The organism is Lacticaseibacillus sp. 866-1, assembly GCF_016861825.1.
Classification (GTDB): Bacteria; Bacillota; Bacilli; order Lactobacillales; family Lactobacillaceae; genus Lacticaseibacillus.
On the sequence record NZ_BOLU01000002.1, the window covers coordinates 73,033 to 89,342 of the forward strand.

Here is a 16,310-nt window from a genome sequence, read left to right on the forward strand (position 1 = left end):
TTACAGGTTCCGAATGGACTTCACCTGCGTGCCCGTCTTGAAATCGTATGTCACGTAACCCAGTTTACCAGACTTCGTGATATAGCCAACATCCCAGACGAATTTCTTTGCGCGCCACCGCAGGCCCGCGTTCAGGATCTTGCGCGGCGCAAATTTGGTCTGGGCCTGCCCGATTGCCGCACTGCGACTAATGCCACTGCCCTGAGCGGCGACCCGGACCTTACCAGTTTTCTGGCGAATCAGTACGTAAACCGGCTGGTTCTGGCTGGTCGTACCCTGCACCGTGAGATAAGAATCGTCCTCTTTATCCCAGTAAAAGTTGCTGACCTGCTTGACGTTTGCCGTTTTGCGGGCAATGGCAATGGCCTGCCGGCGCACGGAGTAAAGCGGGCTTAACGCGCGTACATACGCGCCGATAGTGATGGCTAAAATGACCAGGCCAACGGCAGGCCCCACCAGGTTCCGCCACTGCATTCGATTACTGCGCATGGTGCGCCTCCTTTTTGATGATGGTGTGATCAAGCCACGCATTGGCCAGCGGAATCAAGTCCGCCAGCGGCAAACTCATCGGCTTCAGGTTCGGCAGGCTTTTGGCCATTTGCCGGCCGTAAGCGGTGGTCCCCAGGCGCGGATCCAAGACCACGAACACTCCGCGGTCGCGCTCGGTGCGAATCAGCCGGCCGAAGCTTTGCCGAAACCGCAAGATGGCCCGCGGCAACATGTCGGCCGCAAACGGATCCTCGCCGCGCGCGGCAAGTGCCTGCTCTCGCGCCCTCACGTCGGGGCGATCCGGGTTGTCGAAGGGCAGCCGCGTCAAGATGACCTGCTCCAGCTGCTTGTCCGGATAGTCGACCCCTTCGAAAAAGCTTGCTGCGCCGAGGAGCAGCGTTTGCTCTCCCACCGCAAAGCGCTTGGCGATCCGTGACGCCGTGCCGGTCACGCCTTGCGCAAGTAGTTCCTTGTGCCCGGCAATCGGCATGCGGGCGAGGCGGCGGTACACCTCGTCGATCATTGCCAGCGAGGTGAACAGGACCAGCGTTTGGTGCTGATTGTCAGCCAGCTGCGCAATCGCCCCAGCCAAGTAATCCGCATAGGCGCTGGCAGGCAGGTCGTGAGCGTTCGGGGCATCAGTCGCCAGAAACACCTGGGCCTGCTGCTTGTAATGAAACGGACTGCGCAGGCGCAGGGTTTGCGCCTCTGGGAAATCCTGATAACCCAGCTGACCCGCTAGATAGTCAAACTTGCGGCCGACTGTGAGGGTCGCGCCGACAAAGACAGGCGCGGTGAAGTGCGAGAGTTCTTCTTGAATGATAGCACCCGCGGCAAAGCGCGTCCAAGTCACGGCTAAACTCAGCCGGTCATTTTGATTGGCCAGCGTTAGGCCGACGACCACCTGCGCCTTTGCTAAGCCCTGAAGATCCAGGTGGCTCAGACGATCGGTTTGGCGCTGCAGCGCGCTGAGCAGCCCGGCCAGCCCTTCCAGCAGCGGCGCCGCGCCAAAGTGACTTTGCTGCTGTTGCACCGTCTCGGCAACGCTGGTAACACTTGCCAAAAGCGGGGGCAGCTGCCGCTTCAGCCCGGCCAGTGGCGCGTCTAACTCACCGTTCAGCCAGCTGACCCCTGCCTCGTCAAGGGTTTGGGCCACCCGGCCGCTGGGATGGCTAATTGGCGTGAAGTTGCGGCGGTAGAGTTTATCCTGCAGCTGCTCGATTTGATTCTCAAGGGTCTCAATTTGGGCCCTGGCCTGGCTCAGTTGATAACTCAGCGCCGCCGAGGACTGAACAAGTTGGGAAAGGCCTTCGCCATGCTGCCCTTCGATAAAGGTGAGCAGTTGCCCAAGCCTTCGCCTGAGTTTGCCGAGATCCAGCGTCCGCGAAAACGCCTCTGCCGTCGTATCCGCGAAGTGCTGTGCTTCATCCACCACAAGATAGTCCGAGGTTCCCGGCAGCTCCTGAAAATGCCGCGCCAGATAGGCGTGATTGGTGACGATAATGGCGGCCCGCTGAACTTCATTTTTCAGGCGTACCAGAAAATCGGCGTCGGCGTATGGTCCTGGCATCGCCAGTCGGTTATCGCCGGTCGCCTGAATGCGCGCGAATAAAGGCGCGTGATAATTGGTCAGCTGCAGTTCATCTAAATCGCCGGTCGCGGTTTGCGTCAGCCACACAATGATCTTCATTTGGAGCAGCCGCGTCAGCCGGTTGGCCCGCGGCAGCTGCAGACTGGCGGCAAATTTGGCCAGGTCCAAGTAGTGCCGCGGACTTTTCAAAAGGACTGCGGGCAGCGTCAACCCAGTGAGTTCCCGAACACTCTTCAGCTCCTTGTTAACCAACTGGGTTTGAAGCAGCGTTGTGTGCGTGGTGACCACTAGCTGATGCGCGGGGCTGGCCAGATAGGCGTAAGGCAGCAGGTACCCCAAACTTTTCCCGGCCCCAGTCCCCGCCTCGATCATCAGCGGACGCCGTTCGCCCAGCGCATTGGTGTGGATCATGTCCATCATGTGCGCCTGCACCTGCCGGAACCGAAACTGCGGCCGCAGCATGGCCTTTTTGGCCGCGTCATCGGCAGGATAAACCGCCTGGCCCACCTCGGGTTCCAGCCCCTGCGGCTGCCTGATCACTAAGTCGCCCACCTGCTGCATGTCGGCGGTCAAAGGCTGGTCGGGTTTGACTGCGGCCTTTAAGAAGTCGCCAGTGTCGCGCAGTAGGAACGTGCCATGGCGGCTGAGCAGCTTTTGGGTCGGGGTCGGCAGCGCTTGAAAGACCGCCCGCAGCCGCCAAAGGAGTTTGGCCGTGCTGATGGCATCACTATCCGCCCGGTGGGGGTGGTCGTGGGTGATGCCCAAAGCGGCGGTCAGGTCACTCAAGCGGTAGCTGGCCTGCGTGGGCAGCAGCACCTGCGAAAGCTCCACCGTATCGACTGCGGCGTTGGTCAACGGCGGCTGTCCCGCCAAAGTCAGTGCGTTCGACAAAAAGGGATAGTCGAAGTTGACGTTATGCGCGACAATCACGGCATCCCCGATCAAATCGCGGATTGTTCCCGCAACGTCGGCGAAATACGGGGCCGCGGTCAGGTCAGCAGGGTGAATGCCTGTTAGTCGCTGAATGGCTTGCGGCACGGGGCGGTCAGGGTTGATCATCTGCGACATCGTGGAGAGGATGTGCCCGTCTTGCATGACCGCACACCCAAATTGAATGATGCGGTCTGAGTCACGCTCAGTCCCCGTGGTCTCAAGATCAATTACCGCGTACACTGTGTCGCCCGACATCTGCATTCTTCCTTCCGTTACTAACTATTTTTAACGCGTGCGCTTAACGGGCTGCACCTCATGCACATCCCCGGTTTCCAGCAGCACCAGGTAGCGGTGCAGCACGGGCTTTTTGGTCATCAGCGTCAGTGCCTCGGCGTAGACCTCAAGCTGGCCCTGATACCGTTCAATGACCTCATGAAGCTTGTTGCCGATGTGGTCCGTCTTGTAATCGAACAAGATGATCCCGTCTGGCTCCTCAATGAACCCGTCGATCACCCCGTGGACCAGGACGTCACCTTCCAGGTTGCTGGTGCTCGGCTGCTCATCTTCCGCCTGCGGAAAATCTGCGGCCGGCCACAGCAGCGAGAAGGCCTGCTCCCGGTGCACCTTGGTGGCCTCAGCGCCGAGCTTTTGGCCAAGCGGCGTCTGGAAAAAGGCCGCAACGCGTTCCAGCCGCATCGCGCTGCGGACTGCCGGCGTGATCAGCTTCTGACTCAAGAGCTGATCGGCCAGCTCTGCCAGTGTCGCTTCGTCATGTGGACCAGTCAGTGGCACCTGCTGCAGCAGCAAGTGCGTCGCGGTCCCGACTGCGGCGCCAGAGGTGGCTTTTGCCTCCCGCAGAAAGGCCGGCTTAGCAAAATCACTGGTAAGGCGGTGGCCCGTTTTGCGCGGCGAGCTGTCCTGGGCGTCGGTGACGTCAGGGTCTTCAAACATCCGCTTCAACTCGGTGACACTTTGAAACCCGGTCGTGGTGGTTGCCCGCTCATTGGCGTAGGCGAAAGCCAGCCACTGCGCAAGGCGCCGGTCAAAGCCCGCCGGCTTCGGCTGCGCCGGCGCCTGGGTGGCCTCATTGTCCTCGCTGTCAAGATGAGGGTCGATTTGGTAATTCAGCTTAATGTCTGCCTTAGCCAGATCCGCCGCCAAGGAATCCTTGACCGCCCCACCGGCTTCAAGCACTCCGGTGCGCGCTAACGCCATGCCAATCCAGTCAAGAAATGATCCCGCGGCAAGGCGCGGCGCAAGTGGCAGCACATCATCCACACCGTCTGCATTAGCCAGCCAGCGTTTTTCCAGCTTCTCCTGCGTGTATAGATTGCCTGATGATTTAGGGGTGCCAACAATGATCAACTGCTGCTCAGCGCGGGTCAATGCGACATACAGCAGCCGCATTTCCTCTGCCCAAAGCTGCTTTTTCTTCTGGTTCTTGGCGATTTGGTACTGTGGCAGCAGATACTCGACGAAGGTTTTGGGATCCCGCCACTTGAGTCCAACTAGTTCGCGCTTGGGCTCCCCTGGCCGGGCGGCCGGGGATTGGCTGAGAATCGCAGCGGCTTTCAGGTCGCTGTCGTTGAACTTTTTTTGACTATCAAGCAGGAAGACAATTGGAAACTGCAGCCCCTTGCTGTTGTGAATCGTCATTAGCGAAACAGCGTTGACATCTGAAGCCAGCGAAATTGGCTGGCTGAGGTCTTTGTCCTGCTTTTGCATGGTTTCAATGAACTGAACGAATGCAAACAGGCCTTTGAAGCCCCCTTTTTCGTATTCAGCCGCCCGTTTCGCCAAGGCTCGCAGGTTGGCCTGGCGCTGCCGCCCGCCGGCTTGGCTGCCGACGAGATCCAAAAAGCCCGTCTCTTCGTAAATATGCCAGATCAAGGCAGAAAGGTCATGAGTGCGCGCAAAGACCCGCAGCTCCTCCAGCAGCTCAGAAAAATCGCATAGTTTGTCGCGCAGGGCGGTTTCCGCTGGGTCAGTCACATCTGTCCGCTGGGCGTAGTTGAAGACTGCCTCATCGTAAGGACCGCTTTCTGCCGCAATGCGAATGCGCGCTAAATCATTGGCGTCCAGGCCCACGATTGGCGAACGCAGCACGGCGGTCAGCGGAATTTCCTGCTTGGGATTATCGATGATCCGCAGCAGACTGAGCATCACCATCATTTCGGTGGTTTTGAAGAAATTCTGCGTCTTGGAAACCACCAAAGGGATCCCGGCCTTGGTAAAGACCTGTTGCAGGGTCAAATTATTGGTGCGACTCCGGGTGAGTAACGTGATGTCGTGATAAGTCACTGGTCTGAGCCGATTTGCGGCATCTGGTGCCGCGTCTTTATCGAATAGCCGGGCCGGACTATTAGGTGCGGTGAGGGCCTTGATTTTGGCCGCGACCATGATCGCCTGGCTAACGCTGAGGTCATTATTGTCCTCTTCTTCGGCTTCTGCGTCATCCGCCAAGTTGCTCGGCGTGGCCGCAGCTTTGACCTCTGGCGTATCTGCGTCTTTCACCTCGATCAACAGTTCAGTTGGGAGATGGAACTCTTTCGTTTGACCGGCTTCCTGATACTGATAGCCGGTATTTTCATGCAGCTTTTCGTCATCGGTGTAGGCAATGTCACCAAGCGCCCGGTCCATGATCTGAGTGAACACTAAGTTGGTGAACGCCAGGACGTTCTTGGTCGAACGAAAATTTTGATTCAACAAGACCAGCTGGCCGTCCGCACTGGATTTTGAATAGTCATGGTAGCGCTTAAGAAATTTCTGCGGATCGGCTAACCGGAACCCGTAAATGCTCTGCTTCATGTCGCCGACCATGAACCGATTGCCGTGAGCCGGTGCCTGCTTGCTGACGGCATCCAGCAGGGCATCTTGCAGTGGATTAATGTCTTGATATTCGTCGACCAAGACCTCATCAAACAGGGCCCGATAGTGGTCGCCGACCGTCAAAGAGGCCTGATTTTCGGCGTCAGCCTGGCCTGAAGCGCCTGCTTGCGGCTGATGGTTAAGAATCGCTAAGGCGTTCTGGGCGATGTCGCCGAAGGTCTGGACGCGGCGCGCTTTCTTCTCGGCCGCCATGGCTGTCAAGTATTCCAGCATTGTCCGCTGCAGCGTTTCGGCGACAGAATAAGCCCCTTTCATCGCGGCCTCAAGATCTGAAGGCGCAATGACAAACCAATCAGCCAGTGCGCTTAGCGTCTCTTTAGCGGTGTCGCGCAGGGTTTGAGCGGACTTGATTGCCGTCCTGAATTCATCGTACTGATGCTCTTTTGCGGTCGGCGTCCGCCATTTGGGATAGGTGATGGCCCGAAATGCCGCATAGGCGGCCCTGTAACTGGGCTTCGTCAGCGTTGACATTTTCCTGACTGCGGTCAAAGTGGGGTTGATTTTTTCCTGCCAGAGCGAAAGCACAGGACTGCCGTTAACCAACTGCCCCGCTTCTTCCAGCAGTGGCAAACTGCGGGTCAGTTCGGGCTTGACTGCCGCCCAGACGTCGGCCATCCAGGACTCTTTCTGCTCGGCGTAGGCCGCCGCGATTTGGCTCAGATACGCCTGCGGATCTTTGGTTGTCATCGCGTACTCGTACAGGTCAAACACAATGTCCTGCAAGCCGTCCTTGGTCGCCTTGGTCGAAAAGTTGGCCTCAAGCGCCGCAAAGTCATCCCGCCAATCGGTGGTCATGATATTCGCTCGCAGATCTTCCCAAACGCGCGTCTTGAACAGCAAGACCTCGGATTCATCTGTCATCATGCGATAACCGGGGTCCATGTCGATCACGTAATAGTAGTGATCCACCACCTGCTTAGAAAATGAGTCGAGGGTCATGATGTTGGCGGCACTAACCTGAGCGACCTCCTTGGCCAGATGTTGCCGCTGCGCTTGGGTTAAATCACCGTCAGTCAGTTGTTCACGCAGCTTGGTTTCGATTTTGAGCTTCATCTCGGCGGTGGCGGCCTTGGTGAACGTCACCACCAGCATTTTGCTCAACGAAGCGTCCGGATCATTCCTGAGACGATTGATGATGCGATCGACGAGGACCTTGGTTTTCCCGGAACCAGCACTGGCGGACACCAACAGATTACTGCCCGTTAATGTGACAGCCTTTTTTTGATCTTCGGTGAGGGTATTTGCGTCACTCATTCTGGTTGTCCTCCTGTTCAGCCTTGAGTCGGGCCAAGATCTCATCCTGTGAAAATGATGGGACATGATTGTATTCGTCGCCACCGGTTGCCGGATCAAACCGCATAATGGCCTGATAATCACTGCGCGTGATGATCGTGGACTCATGCTTGAACTGAAGCGGCGCTAGTTTGATTACGCCGTGCAGAATGTCATTTGCCGCCTGCTTGATCAGCTTTTCATTGTGCTGCAACAGCAGTTGCATGTCCGACAGCTTGTACATTTTCTTCTCGGCCTTTGCGGTTAGGCCGCCGCCCTGCTTCACGGCGATGCCGAAAACAGGAGACTGCCGACCAGTCGCCATTTTCTCGCCTGGCTCAAGCGTCTGATCAAACGCGGAGATGAGATGCTGGTGCTGATCAAAGTCAGCGTCATCCGGAAGTAAAAATAGTCCGTCAAGCCGATAATAGTTCAATCGCGCTTCATTGATTTGCTTCTCGGCCAAGGGCTGATCTGGTGCTTTTGAATCAATCAGCTTCGCATATCTCAGGCTCGGCAGGTCAAGCACAAAATACTGCGCCCCAGCCGGGGTCATCCCCGCAAATTTTCCGTCAGTCTGCCGCACCGCATCGATGTACGTCAGCAGTTGCATCGTTTGCCCGTAGTAAGCATTCAGCATATCAAAGCTGTGGCTGCTTGACTTGTAATCAAGCACCACGAAGTAGCGGCGCTGATCAATCACGGCCTCATCTAGCCGATCAATCCGCCCGGCAACGGTGACACTGCGACCGCCTTCAAGTGGAAATTCCAGCCCTTTGATGGCCTTGTCGCCATGGCCGCGGCCAATATTCAGTTCAAAACCACTCGGCCGAAACGCGGTATTTGCTTGCTGATGGACGATCGCCAGCGCACTGTTGGTCAGCATTGTGCTGATTTGGCCCGCGACAAATTGCCAGTAGCTGTCGGCCTGCAGGATATCGATCCCAAATTTTTGCGCCGTGCCTTGCACCAGTTCATTCACTGTTTGCCAAAGGGTCTTCTGCTTGATGAGGGCGTTCAGATCATACTTCGGATCACTGAGCAGCACTTCCATCACTTTGTGGTAAAGCGTCCCTGAATCCAATGGTGACAGCTCAAATTCAGGCCGCTTGCGCAGCTTCAACCCGTAAACCAAAAAATACTCGAACGGATTGGCGTAGAACCGCTCCAGTTGTGAAATCGAAATACTCATGTGCGGTGAGTAAAGTTGTTCAGCCAGCGCCGGCTGCAGTTCGCCGATTGGGTTTTGCGTGCCGGCATTTTGCGCCAAGCGGTTCGCCAATGCGCCCAAAACCCCAGGAGTCCGCCGCAAGGCTGTCATGATCGTCTCCCAGGCTTCTGGCCGCGCACTATGACTCGACTGCGCCAGTTCAAAGATGCGCATGTAATCCGCCAACATCCCCCGCGGGCTGCTAAAGTCGCTATTCGCATTGAGATCAAGGCTTAACTCTGGCCAAGGCTCAACAGAGACGCCAAAGTACTTGGCCATTTGGGTCAAATAGCTGGAAGCGTGATTCTCTTCGTCGCCGTACTCGGGGTAGCTCAGCGTGAGCTTCTCACTGCCAGCCATCATGGCCAGGTAGTTGAGAAAAGCATCCCCGAGGGCACTTTCCGCCCCCGATTCAGGCAGATAGGCGCCTTCGTCGAGCAGCGGCTGAAGTGCCTCGCGGTCGGCGTCGGTGATGATGGGATGATCAGTCGGGGTGTCCGGCATTACGGTGCTGGTCGCCCCGATCACGAAGACACGCTTAAACTTGGCCAGCCGACTCAGGCCGGTTTCGGACACGGTCACCTCATCCAACGTTGACGGGATTTGAGTGTAACTGGCGCCCGAAAAGCCAGCGTTAAGCAGGTCGGCAAACGATTGCAAGTTAAACTTATTTTCAGCCGCGGCTGCAGCCTCTGGCGCGCCATCACCAAGAATGTTGGCGTAGTCGTCCAGCAGAGTGACCAGTTTCTGCCAGGCCTGCTCACCAGCCGTTGACGCGGTGAGGTCTCCTTCGTCAATGGCGTCTTGCCGCCACTTTCCAAGGACACTGGTGACGCCAACATGTTCCAGCCACTGGTAAAGCACTGTGGCCCCTTCGGCTCCGGTTTGCGCGTTTTCCCAGGCGCTAAACAAAGGCGGCAGGTTAGTCGCCACAAAGTCTCGAATCAGGTTGATCTGAGTGGTTTTTTCAGGATCGGCCACAAACTCGTCGACTTCCTCATGCTTCTCATTCATGGAGTGATCGATATGGTCGATGTACTGCCAATGCTCCTCGCGCAGCCAGGCATCACCATGCTTGCCGGTTTTGAGCAAGAAGTTATCTGTGACATCCAGGGCCTCTCGAAAATCAGCCGCGCTCATGCCAGAGGGGATCAGCAGCTCGGTTTTCAGCAGTTTCATCACGTCCTCGTATTGGTAGTGATACCGCTGAACCGCAAACAGGCTTTGGATCAGTGCAATGAGCGGATGGTTCTCCATTGGCCGCTCCCGGTCAATGAAAACTGGCAGTCCCTGCTCGTTAAATACCGGTTGCAGGTACGGTTCATACGGCGCCAAATGCCGCGCGACAATCAGAAAATCCCGGTAGCGCAGATCAGGGTCCTTGTGTAGTGCCATCACGATTTCTTTGGCCACGGCGCGCAGCTCGACGTAGGGTTCGCTCGCCTTTCTGATTTCAGGCTTGTTTGTCATTGTGGCGATCACGGCGTCAGCGTCAGGGGCGGCTGCCGCGCCTTCATCACCGCCGTATTGGCTGCGCCAGAACGCATCGACCCCAAGTCGCAGATCATTGGTATTTTCAAAGACGCTGCAGTAATGGGTGACGGGGTCCCACGTCCGCCCTGGAATATCATTCACCGACTGACTCAGCTGATAATACAGTTTAGCGGCAGGCAGAAATAACGCCGGGCCCTGCGGCTGAGCCTGCGGTTCTTGATCTAGCGTTAAGGCGACCGTTAAGTCGGCACCGGTGTGCAGCATTGTGTGGACCAGGTGAAATTCACTGGCCGACAGGTTATTAAAGTGGTCGAGGAAAAAGGCGGCGTGATGGAGCCGGTCGGCGTGGTCAACGACCCAGCGCGTCAACTGATCAAGCAATGCTGCGGGCGTGGCGAAGGCCTGCACCTGCTTTTCGTACGCCGCGGCGACGATCTGCAGCTCCTTCAGCTTTTCGGCGTCCTGAAGGTGGGCCTCCCCCCGAGTGACCGCATCCGCGAGCATGTCAGCAGTGACCCGGCCAGTTTGCAGCTCCGCCAGCTGATCGGCAAGTTCGGCAAAAAAACCGGGATTTTGGGCCGACCCGGCAAACAAATTCAGCTGGTGCTTGGTGGCATCATCATTCAGCAGGTCATTGAACACCTTGCTGACCAGCATCGTGTTGCTGGCGCGATCCAGCGCTGGCTTCTGGTAAGCCTCCGTATTTTTCAGGAAGTACCAACCAAGCCGGCTAAACGACAGGACTTGCAGCCGACTGACCGCAAACTGCCCCTGCACCCCGCCATCGCGCTCCCGGAGCCCTTGCAGCAAGCTGACTTCCGCTTCAAACTTCACGTGGTTCGGCACGAGGTAGAAGACCTCTTTGCCGGCTTTCAACGCCTGGTCAACGGCCGCAACCATTTTCTGGCGATGATCAGCCGCCGCTGTGCCCAGATAAAATTGCAACGTCATGTGCGGGCCTCCTGTCCGTTTTTCAACTGCTCTAAGTTTAGCATAAGCGACTAGTCCCGGCAGCGGCGATGGGGTATCATTTATAGGAATAAAAGGAGCGATTCTATGCATCAAGCAAAAGGTGAAAGCCGCGCCAAAATCATCCTGATTGGGGAGCACGCGGTCGTCTATGGCCAGCCTGCCATCGCACTGCCCATCAAGTCGATCAAACTGCAAGTGACCGTGACCCCTACGCAGGATCACCAGCAGAAGATCCGCTCAACTTTCTATCGCGGATTGCTGGCTGACGCCCAGCCCCCGTTCACCGGGCTGACCAAGTTGATCTCTCGCCTGCTGGTGTTCTTCAGCGCCGAATCGCAGGGCTTCACGCTGACGATTGAAAGCGCCTTGCCGGCCGAGCGCGGCATGGGGTCGTCGGCAGCCTGTGCGATTGCTATCATCCGGGCATTTTACGCGGCGTTTGACACCTCGCTGGACCGGGCCACCCTTTTGAACTGGGCCGCGGTCTCTGAAAAAGCAATTCACGGCAACCCCAGCGGCCTTGATGCCGCCACGACGTCAGCGGACCGGCCGCAGTGGTTTATCCGCGGTGAGGCGCCTAAAGCCATTCACTTCCCTTCCCGCGGTGTGCTGGTGATCGCCGACACTGGCGAGATGGGCCAAACCGGGGCCGCAGTCGGCCACGTCGCCGACCTTTTGCGCCGCGATCATGCGCGGTTTCAGCCGCTGATTGAAAGCATTGGGCTCGCGAGTCGCAAGGCGGCCGTTGCGTTGGCGCAAGATGATCTGGCTGCGCTGGGCAAGCAACTTAATACGGCCCAAGCCGCGCTGAGCCAACTGGGCGTCAGCGCCCCCGCCCTTGACCGGTTGATTCAGGCGGCGGCCGCAGCCGGTGCACTCGGGGCCAAGCTGACCGGCAGCGGTCAGGGCGGCTGCATGATTGCCTTGGCGCAAGACAGCACCAGCGCGGCGACCATCGCGCAGGCGCTGCAGCGAGCTGGCGCCGCAGCCACCTGGCAGTATGACTTTTCCGAAAGCGAGGCGATTTCATGACATCCACCGCACGTGCGCACACCAATATCGCCTTGATCAAATACTGGGGCAAACGCAATGCCAAATTGATCTTGCCGTACACCAGCAGTGTCTCCTTGACGCTGGATGATTTCTACACGGACACCACGGTCGCGTTTGACTCAGATTTGGCCGCGGACACCTTTGTCCTCGACGGCAAGCTGCAGCCGGCGCCCAAGGTCAGTGCCTTTTTGGATCTGGTGCGGGCGCAGGCCAAGCTGAACCAATTTGCCCGGGTCACCTCAGTGAACCATGTGCCCACCGCGGCCGGGCTCGCTAGTTCCGCGTCGGCGTACGCTGCCTTGGCGCTGGCCGCCAGTCGTGACGCCGGGTTGTCGCTGTCTTCACTTGAACTTTCCCGACTAGCCCGGCGCGGTTCAGGGTCAGCATCGCGGTCAATTTTTGGGGGGCTGGCGATTTGGCATCGCGGCGAAGACGACCTCACCTCATTTGCTGAGGCGCTGCCAGAGACCCACTTGCCGCTACGCATGGTGGTGGTGATGGTCGACGCCGGACCCAAACCCGTGTCGTCTAGGCAGCTGATGGCCAACACCGTTGCCACGAGCCCCTACTTTTCGGCCTGGGTCGAAAACAACGAGCAGGCGGCCGGTGAGATGGTGAACGCCCTGGCCGCAGCCGACTTCACTCGCGTCGGTGAGCTGACCGAGCAAAGCAGCGCTCGCATGCACGCGGCGATTTTCGCCAGCGCCCCGGCCTTCACCTATTTTCAGCCCGCGACGCTGCAGGTGTGGCACGCGGTTCAGGCCATGCGCGCCCAAGGCATTCCCGCCTACGCGACGATGGATGCCGGCCCGAACGTCAAAATTTTGACGCTGGCGCCAGCCGTTGAAGCGGTCAAAGCGGCGCTGCCCGAGTTTCAAGACCGGCTGCTGGTGGCCGGCCCCGGTCCCGCGGCCAAAGTATTGGAGGAAGCACGATGAGCCAATCGATTCAGTCACACCGCAAAGATGAACACGTCTTCCTAGCCGAAAAGTTTTTTGCCGCACACGCGACAGCCGGCTTCGATGAGGTGCGCCTGCTTCACGATCCGCTGCCCGAAACCGCTGTTGGCGAAGTTGCCGTCAAACCCGCCCTGTTCGACTGGCAGTGGCCGTTTTTCATTAACGCAATGACTGGCGGCTCTAAGCAAACCGGCCAGTACAATCAGAAGCTCGCCACCATTGCCGCCCACACTGGGCTGGCCATGGCGACAGGGTCGCAGGCGGTCGCGCTGAAAGAACCGGCGTTGGCGGAGACTTTTCACGTGGCGCGGACGGCTGACCCAGACGGGTTTTTGATTGGCAACATCGGTGCGAATAAAACGCCAGCCCAGGCACAAGCAGCGATTGCCATGCTTCACGCCGACGCGCTGGAGATTCATCTGAACGCGGTTCAAGAACTGATCATGCCCGAAGGCGACCGGGACTTTCACTGGCTCGCTAATCTCCAGACGCTGGTCGAAACCAGCCCCGTGCCGGTGATCGTCAAAGAGGTCGGGTTTGGGATGACTAAGGAAGCTCTCGCCAAGTTGGCCGCCGTCAACGTAAAATACGTCGACGTTGGCGGCCGTGGCGGCACCAATTTCGCCCAAATCGAAGGCGTGCGGCGGCAAAGCGACGATTACCAGGACTTGATTGGTTTTGGCCAATCCACCGTTGAGTCGCTGCTGGAAGCCCAAGGCAGCGGATTGACGATCCTCGCGACGGGCGGCGTGCGCAGTCCCCTCGACGTGATCAAGGCCCTGCGGCTGGGCGCCAGTGCCGTGGGGATCAGCGGCCAGGTGCTCCACTGGCTGATCCAGGAAGGCCCGGCAGCCGCAGAGGCGCATATCAAGGCCTGGCAGCAGCAACTGCCCGCCTTGCTGACCCTGCTGGGGGCGGCGGACCTCAACGCCCTGCAGCAGGTGCCGGTGGTCCTTTCCCCGGCCCTGGTCAGCTACGCCCAGCAGCGCCATTTGCCGCTGCCAAAGTGAAGCCTGCCCATCTAAAAGAAAATCAGACCAGCTTGCCTAGTCGCGTTCCATAAAGCAACGCCCAAACGCCCCTGCACCGCGATTTTAAACCAATCGTGGCGCAGGGGCGCTTATGCTTTGGGCTAAAATCGCTTGATGTCTCAGCCTTAGATGCGCAGTCCCTTAGGATACGCGTTTTTAATCGTGCCATTGACCGCCTTGCCAAGGGCAAAGCCGTGGCCTTGGTAGGTCAATAACACCGTTTGCTTTTTGGTCAGCGCCGGGCGACTAAGGGTTTCGCCGTGGCGATACTTGGCAAATTCTTCCTCAGACACCTCGACGACCGACTGAAACGCCTCAGGAGCTAGTGCTGTCGCCAGCGCATGCGCCGGCTCAAACCGGCCCTTCTTGAAGGTGCCCAGCGTCAAACCGGTACGCAGAATGTGTATGCCAACCAGCGCCGGTGTTTGCGGCGGCAGCGTGGCTAGCGTGTCCCGATTCAAGGTTAACGGGGCAGTAAACGGCTGCTTGAACGTCGTCTTCGCGAATTCGTCAAAATCATGCTGCTGTGTTCGATTAAGCTTGGCGGGAGCAACGACCGCGCCGACCTGAACCACGCCGTCACCGGCTTTTTGCAGCTTGGCGACAAAGTGTCCCTCACCAGCCAACTGGTGCGGCCACAGGCGGGCAGTACCCATCAGTGCCGGATCACCATTGGCCCACCCCGGGCGCCCGTTGGCGATGCCGTCAGGCTTAGAGATTGGCACCACGGTCAGGCCCAGATTGGCCGTCGCCCAGGCAATCATCTGCTCGTCCTCTTCAGGGGCGAATGTGCAGGTCGAGTAGATCAAAACGCCACCCGGCCGCAACATTTTCACGGTTTCGGTCAAAATCTCGCGCTGGCGCTCGGCGCAGCTGACCGGGTAATCCGGCGTCCAGTAGGCCATGGCATCTGGATCCTTGCGAAACATACCTTCACCGGAGCACGGTGCGTCAACCAAGATCCGATCAAATGCTTCTGGCAGCCGCGCTGCCAAATGGGCCGGATCACTGTTGGTCACCAGCGTGTTGGTCAGACCGAAGCGCTCCACGTTGCTGGAAAGCACGCGGGCACGCCCGGCGTTGATCTCGTTGGCGACCAGCAGCCCCTCCTGCTGCATGAAACTGCCCAGATGGGTGGTTTTGCCTCCGGGCGCGGCACACAAGTCGAGCACCCGCTCACCAGGGGCGGGTGCGGCGACGGTCCCCACGAACTGCGCGCTGGGTTCTTGACTGTAGACATCACCGGCAATGTGAGCCAGCGAGGTCCCCGCCACCTTGCCGTAGTGCCCCCACTGGCTCCAAGGAACCGCAGGCGCGGCACTTTCAGCCTGGTGCAGCGGATTGACGCGAAAGCCCGAAGCGGCTGGTCGGTCGAAACTGGCCAGAAACGCGTCAGCTTCAGCCCCCAGCAGGCGGCGATATTTTTCCTCAAACCCCTCAGGCAGATTCATGCTTGCGCTCCCTTTTTTTTGAATTGTGCATGATTAAACCATATAGTGCAACCGCCGCCAGCCCCCAGAGGCTTGTGGCGAAGACCACTAGACGCGGCCGGTCACTCACGTAAAACCACCAGTTGGCGGTGAGGGTTCCGGCGGCGGTCAGCAGCGCCCCATAACCGGCCAGCCGGACCCATTGCGTGCGCAGGGCCCGCGTGCGCTGCGGTGCTTTGAGCTCGGCTGGCAGCGTGTTTTTGATAAACCACTGCGCAAGCCAGGCGATCAGCAAGGCACCCAGTACCAGCAGCACGCACCACAGTGCAGTTAAGCCGCTGGTTTGCCACCAGTCGGAAACGCCAAGGTGCTGGCGGTACTGATACTTTGAGGCCTTGCCGCCGAGCAGCTTGGCCAGCTGACTCTTTTGCTTTTGAATATTAGCGCCGTCCGCGTAGATCTTAACGTTGGCCAGGCGTGGTGCCGCTTGGCCGGCGCCACTGGCATTCAGAAAAATGGCCTGGTTAAGCCGCTGGCTGCGCGGCGAGGACACGACCCCAAGGACCGGAATGTATTGGCCGTTTTGCTTCAGATACTGCTGGTGGCTACCGGTGGCGAGGCGCGCACTTAAATCATTGCCGACCACGGCGACGGGTAGCGGCGACTGCAGGTCAGCGTCGGAAAACCACTGACCTGAGGCAAGCGGCAACTCGCCGTAGCTGCCTTTCGCGTACAGGAAGACCCGGGCGCCACTGGCGCGAAACTGCACCTGAACATTTGTCAGGTCGCTTTGGGCCAGTTTGGCGGCGGCTTGCGGCAGTGTTAACGGCGATTTAGTCGTGATCTTGACCGCCTGCTCGCTGAGGTTGTAGTGATCCAGCAGTTCCGCGTATTCGGTTTGGTCATGCGTTGACCAGACCCAGCCGGCCCCGAGAATCAACAGGACCCACGCCGCCGCTAAAATGAACAGTCGCTTCAAGGTGCAGC

At 58.5% G+C, this 16,310-nt stretch carries 9 protein-coding genes; 3 read left to right on the forward strand and 6 right to left on the reverse strand.

Annotation, left to right across the window (positions count from 1 at the left end):
* The 4 genes from JUE30_RS01575 to JUE30_RS01590 are packed head-to-tail and all read right to left on the reverse strand — an operon-like array spanning position 1 to position 10,829.
* Positions 1-489, reverse strand: coding sequence for a DUF5590 domain-containing protein (locus JUE30_RS01575; protein WP_239061337.1), 489 nt, complete (start codon positions 487-489; stop codon positions 1-3).
* On the reverse strand, positions 479-3,268 hold the full coding sequence (locus JUE30_RS01580) for a helicase C-terminal domain-containing protein (protein ID WP_203623318.1): 2,790 nt from the start codon (positions 3,266-3,268) through the stop codon (positions 479-481). The genes JUE30_RS01575 and JUE30_RS01580 overlap by 11 nt, the downstream gene beginning before the upstream one ends.
* Before the next feature lie 30 nt (positions 3,269-3,298).
* Entirely contained in the window at positions 3,299-7,156 is a 3,858-nt protein-coding gene (addA, locus tag JUE30_RS01585; protein ID WP_203623319.1) for a helicase-exonuclease AddAB subunit AddA, read from the reverse strand.
* Positions 7,149-10,829, reverse strand: a complete 3,681-nt coding sequence (locus JUE30_RS01590) for a PD-(D/E)XK nuclease family protein (RefSeq protein ID WP_203623320.1) — start codon at positions 10,827-10,829, stop codon at positions 7,149-7,151. The genes addA and JUE30_RS01590 overlap by 8 nt, the downstream gene beginning before the upstream one ends.
* Before the next feature lie 105 nt (positions 10,830-10,934).
* On the opposite strand from JUE30_RS01590, the gene mvk reads away from it, so the two are divergent.
* The 3 genes from mvk to fni are packed head-to-tail and all read left to right on the forward strand — an operon-like array spanning position 10,935 to position 13,872.
* Entirely contained in the window at positions 10,935-11,882 is a 948-nt protein-coding gene (mvk, locus tag JUE30_RS01595; protein WP_203623321.1) for a mevalonate kinase, read from the forward strand.
* Positions 11,879-12,841: a diphosphomevalonate decarboxylase gene (gene mvaD, locus JUE30_RS01600; protein ID WP_203623322.1), complete on the forward strand. Its 963-nt coding sequence runs from the start codon at positions 11,879-11,881 to the stop codon at positions 12,839-12,841. Before mvk ends, mvaD begins: the two co-directional genes overlap by 4 nt.
* Complete coding sequence (gene fni / locus JUE30_RS01605) at positions 12,838-13,872, forward strand: type 2 isopentenyl-diphosphate Delta-isomerase (RefSeq protein ID WP_203623323.1); 1,035 nt, start codon at positions 12,838-12,840, stop codon at positions 13,870-13,872. The genes mvaD and fni overlap by 4 nt, the downstream gene beginning before the upstream one ends.
* A 146-nt stretch (positions 13,873-14,018) precedes the next feature.
* Here fni and JUE30_RS01610 read toward each other — a convergent pair whose 3' ends face one another.
* Both JUE30_RS01610 and JUE30_RS01615 read right to left on the reverse strand, forming a co-directional pair.
* Positions 14,019-15,344, reverse strand: a complete 1,326-nt coding sequence (locus tag JUE30_RS01610; RefSeq protein ID WP_203623324.1) for an RsmB/NOP family class I SAM-dependent RNA methyltransferase — start codon at positions 15,342-15,344, stop codon at positions 14,019-14,021.
* Positions 15,331-16,302 carry an ABC transporter permease gene (locus JUE30_RS01615; protein WP_203623325.1) on the reverse strand — a complete coding sequence of 324 codons (972 nt, stop codon included), beginning with the start codon at positions 16,300-16,302 and terminating at the stop codon, positions 15,331-15,333. Before JUE30_RS01615 ends, JUE30_RS01610 begins: the two co-directional genes overlap by 14 nt.
* Positions 16,303-16,310: the final 8 nt, after the last annotated feature.

Coding starts and splice junctions, on each gene's coding strand:
- mvaD (WP_203623322.1), top strand. CDS start 11,879: ATGACATCCACCGCACGTGCGCACACCAATATCGCCTTGATCAAATAC.
- JUE30_RS01575 (WP_239061337.1), bottom strand. CDS start 489: ATGCGCAGTAATCGAATGCAGTGGCGGAACCTGGTGGGGCCTGCCGTT.
- JUE30_RS01590 (WP_203623320.1), bottom strand. CDS start 10,829: ATGACGTTGCAATTTTATCTGGGCACAGCGGCGGCTGATCATCGCCAG.
- mvk (WP_203623321.1), top strand. CDS start 10,935: ATGCATCAAGCAAAAGGTGAAAGCCGCGCCAAAATCATCCTGATTGGG.
- addA (WP_203623319.1), bottom strand. CDS start 7,156: ATGAGTGACGCAAATACCCTCACCGAAGATCAAAAAAAGGCTGTCACA.
- JUE30_RS01610 (WP_203623324.1), bottom strand. CDS start 15,344: ATGAATCTGCCTGAGGGGTTTGAGGAAAAATATCGCCGCCTGCTGGGG.
- fni (WP_203623323.1), top strand. CDS start 12,838: ATGAGCCAATCGATTCAGTCACACCGCAAAGATGAACACGTCTTCCTA.
- JUE30_RS01580 (WP_203623318.1), bottom strand. CDS start 3,268: ATGTCGGGCGACACAGTGTACGCGGTAATTGATCTTGAGACCACGGGG.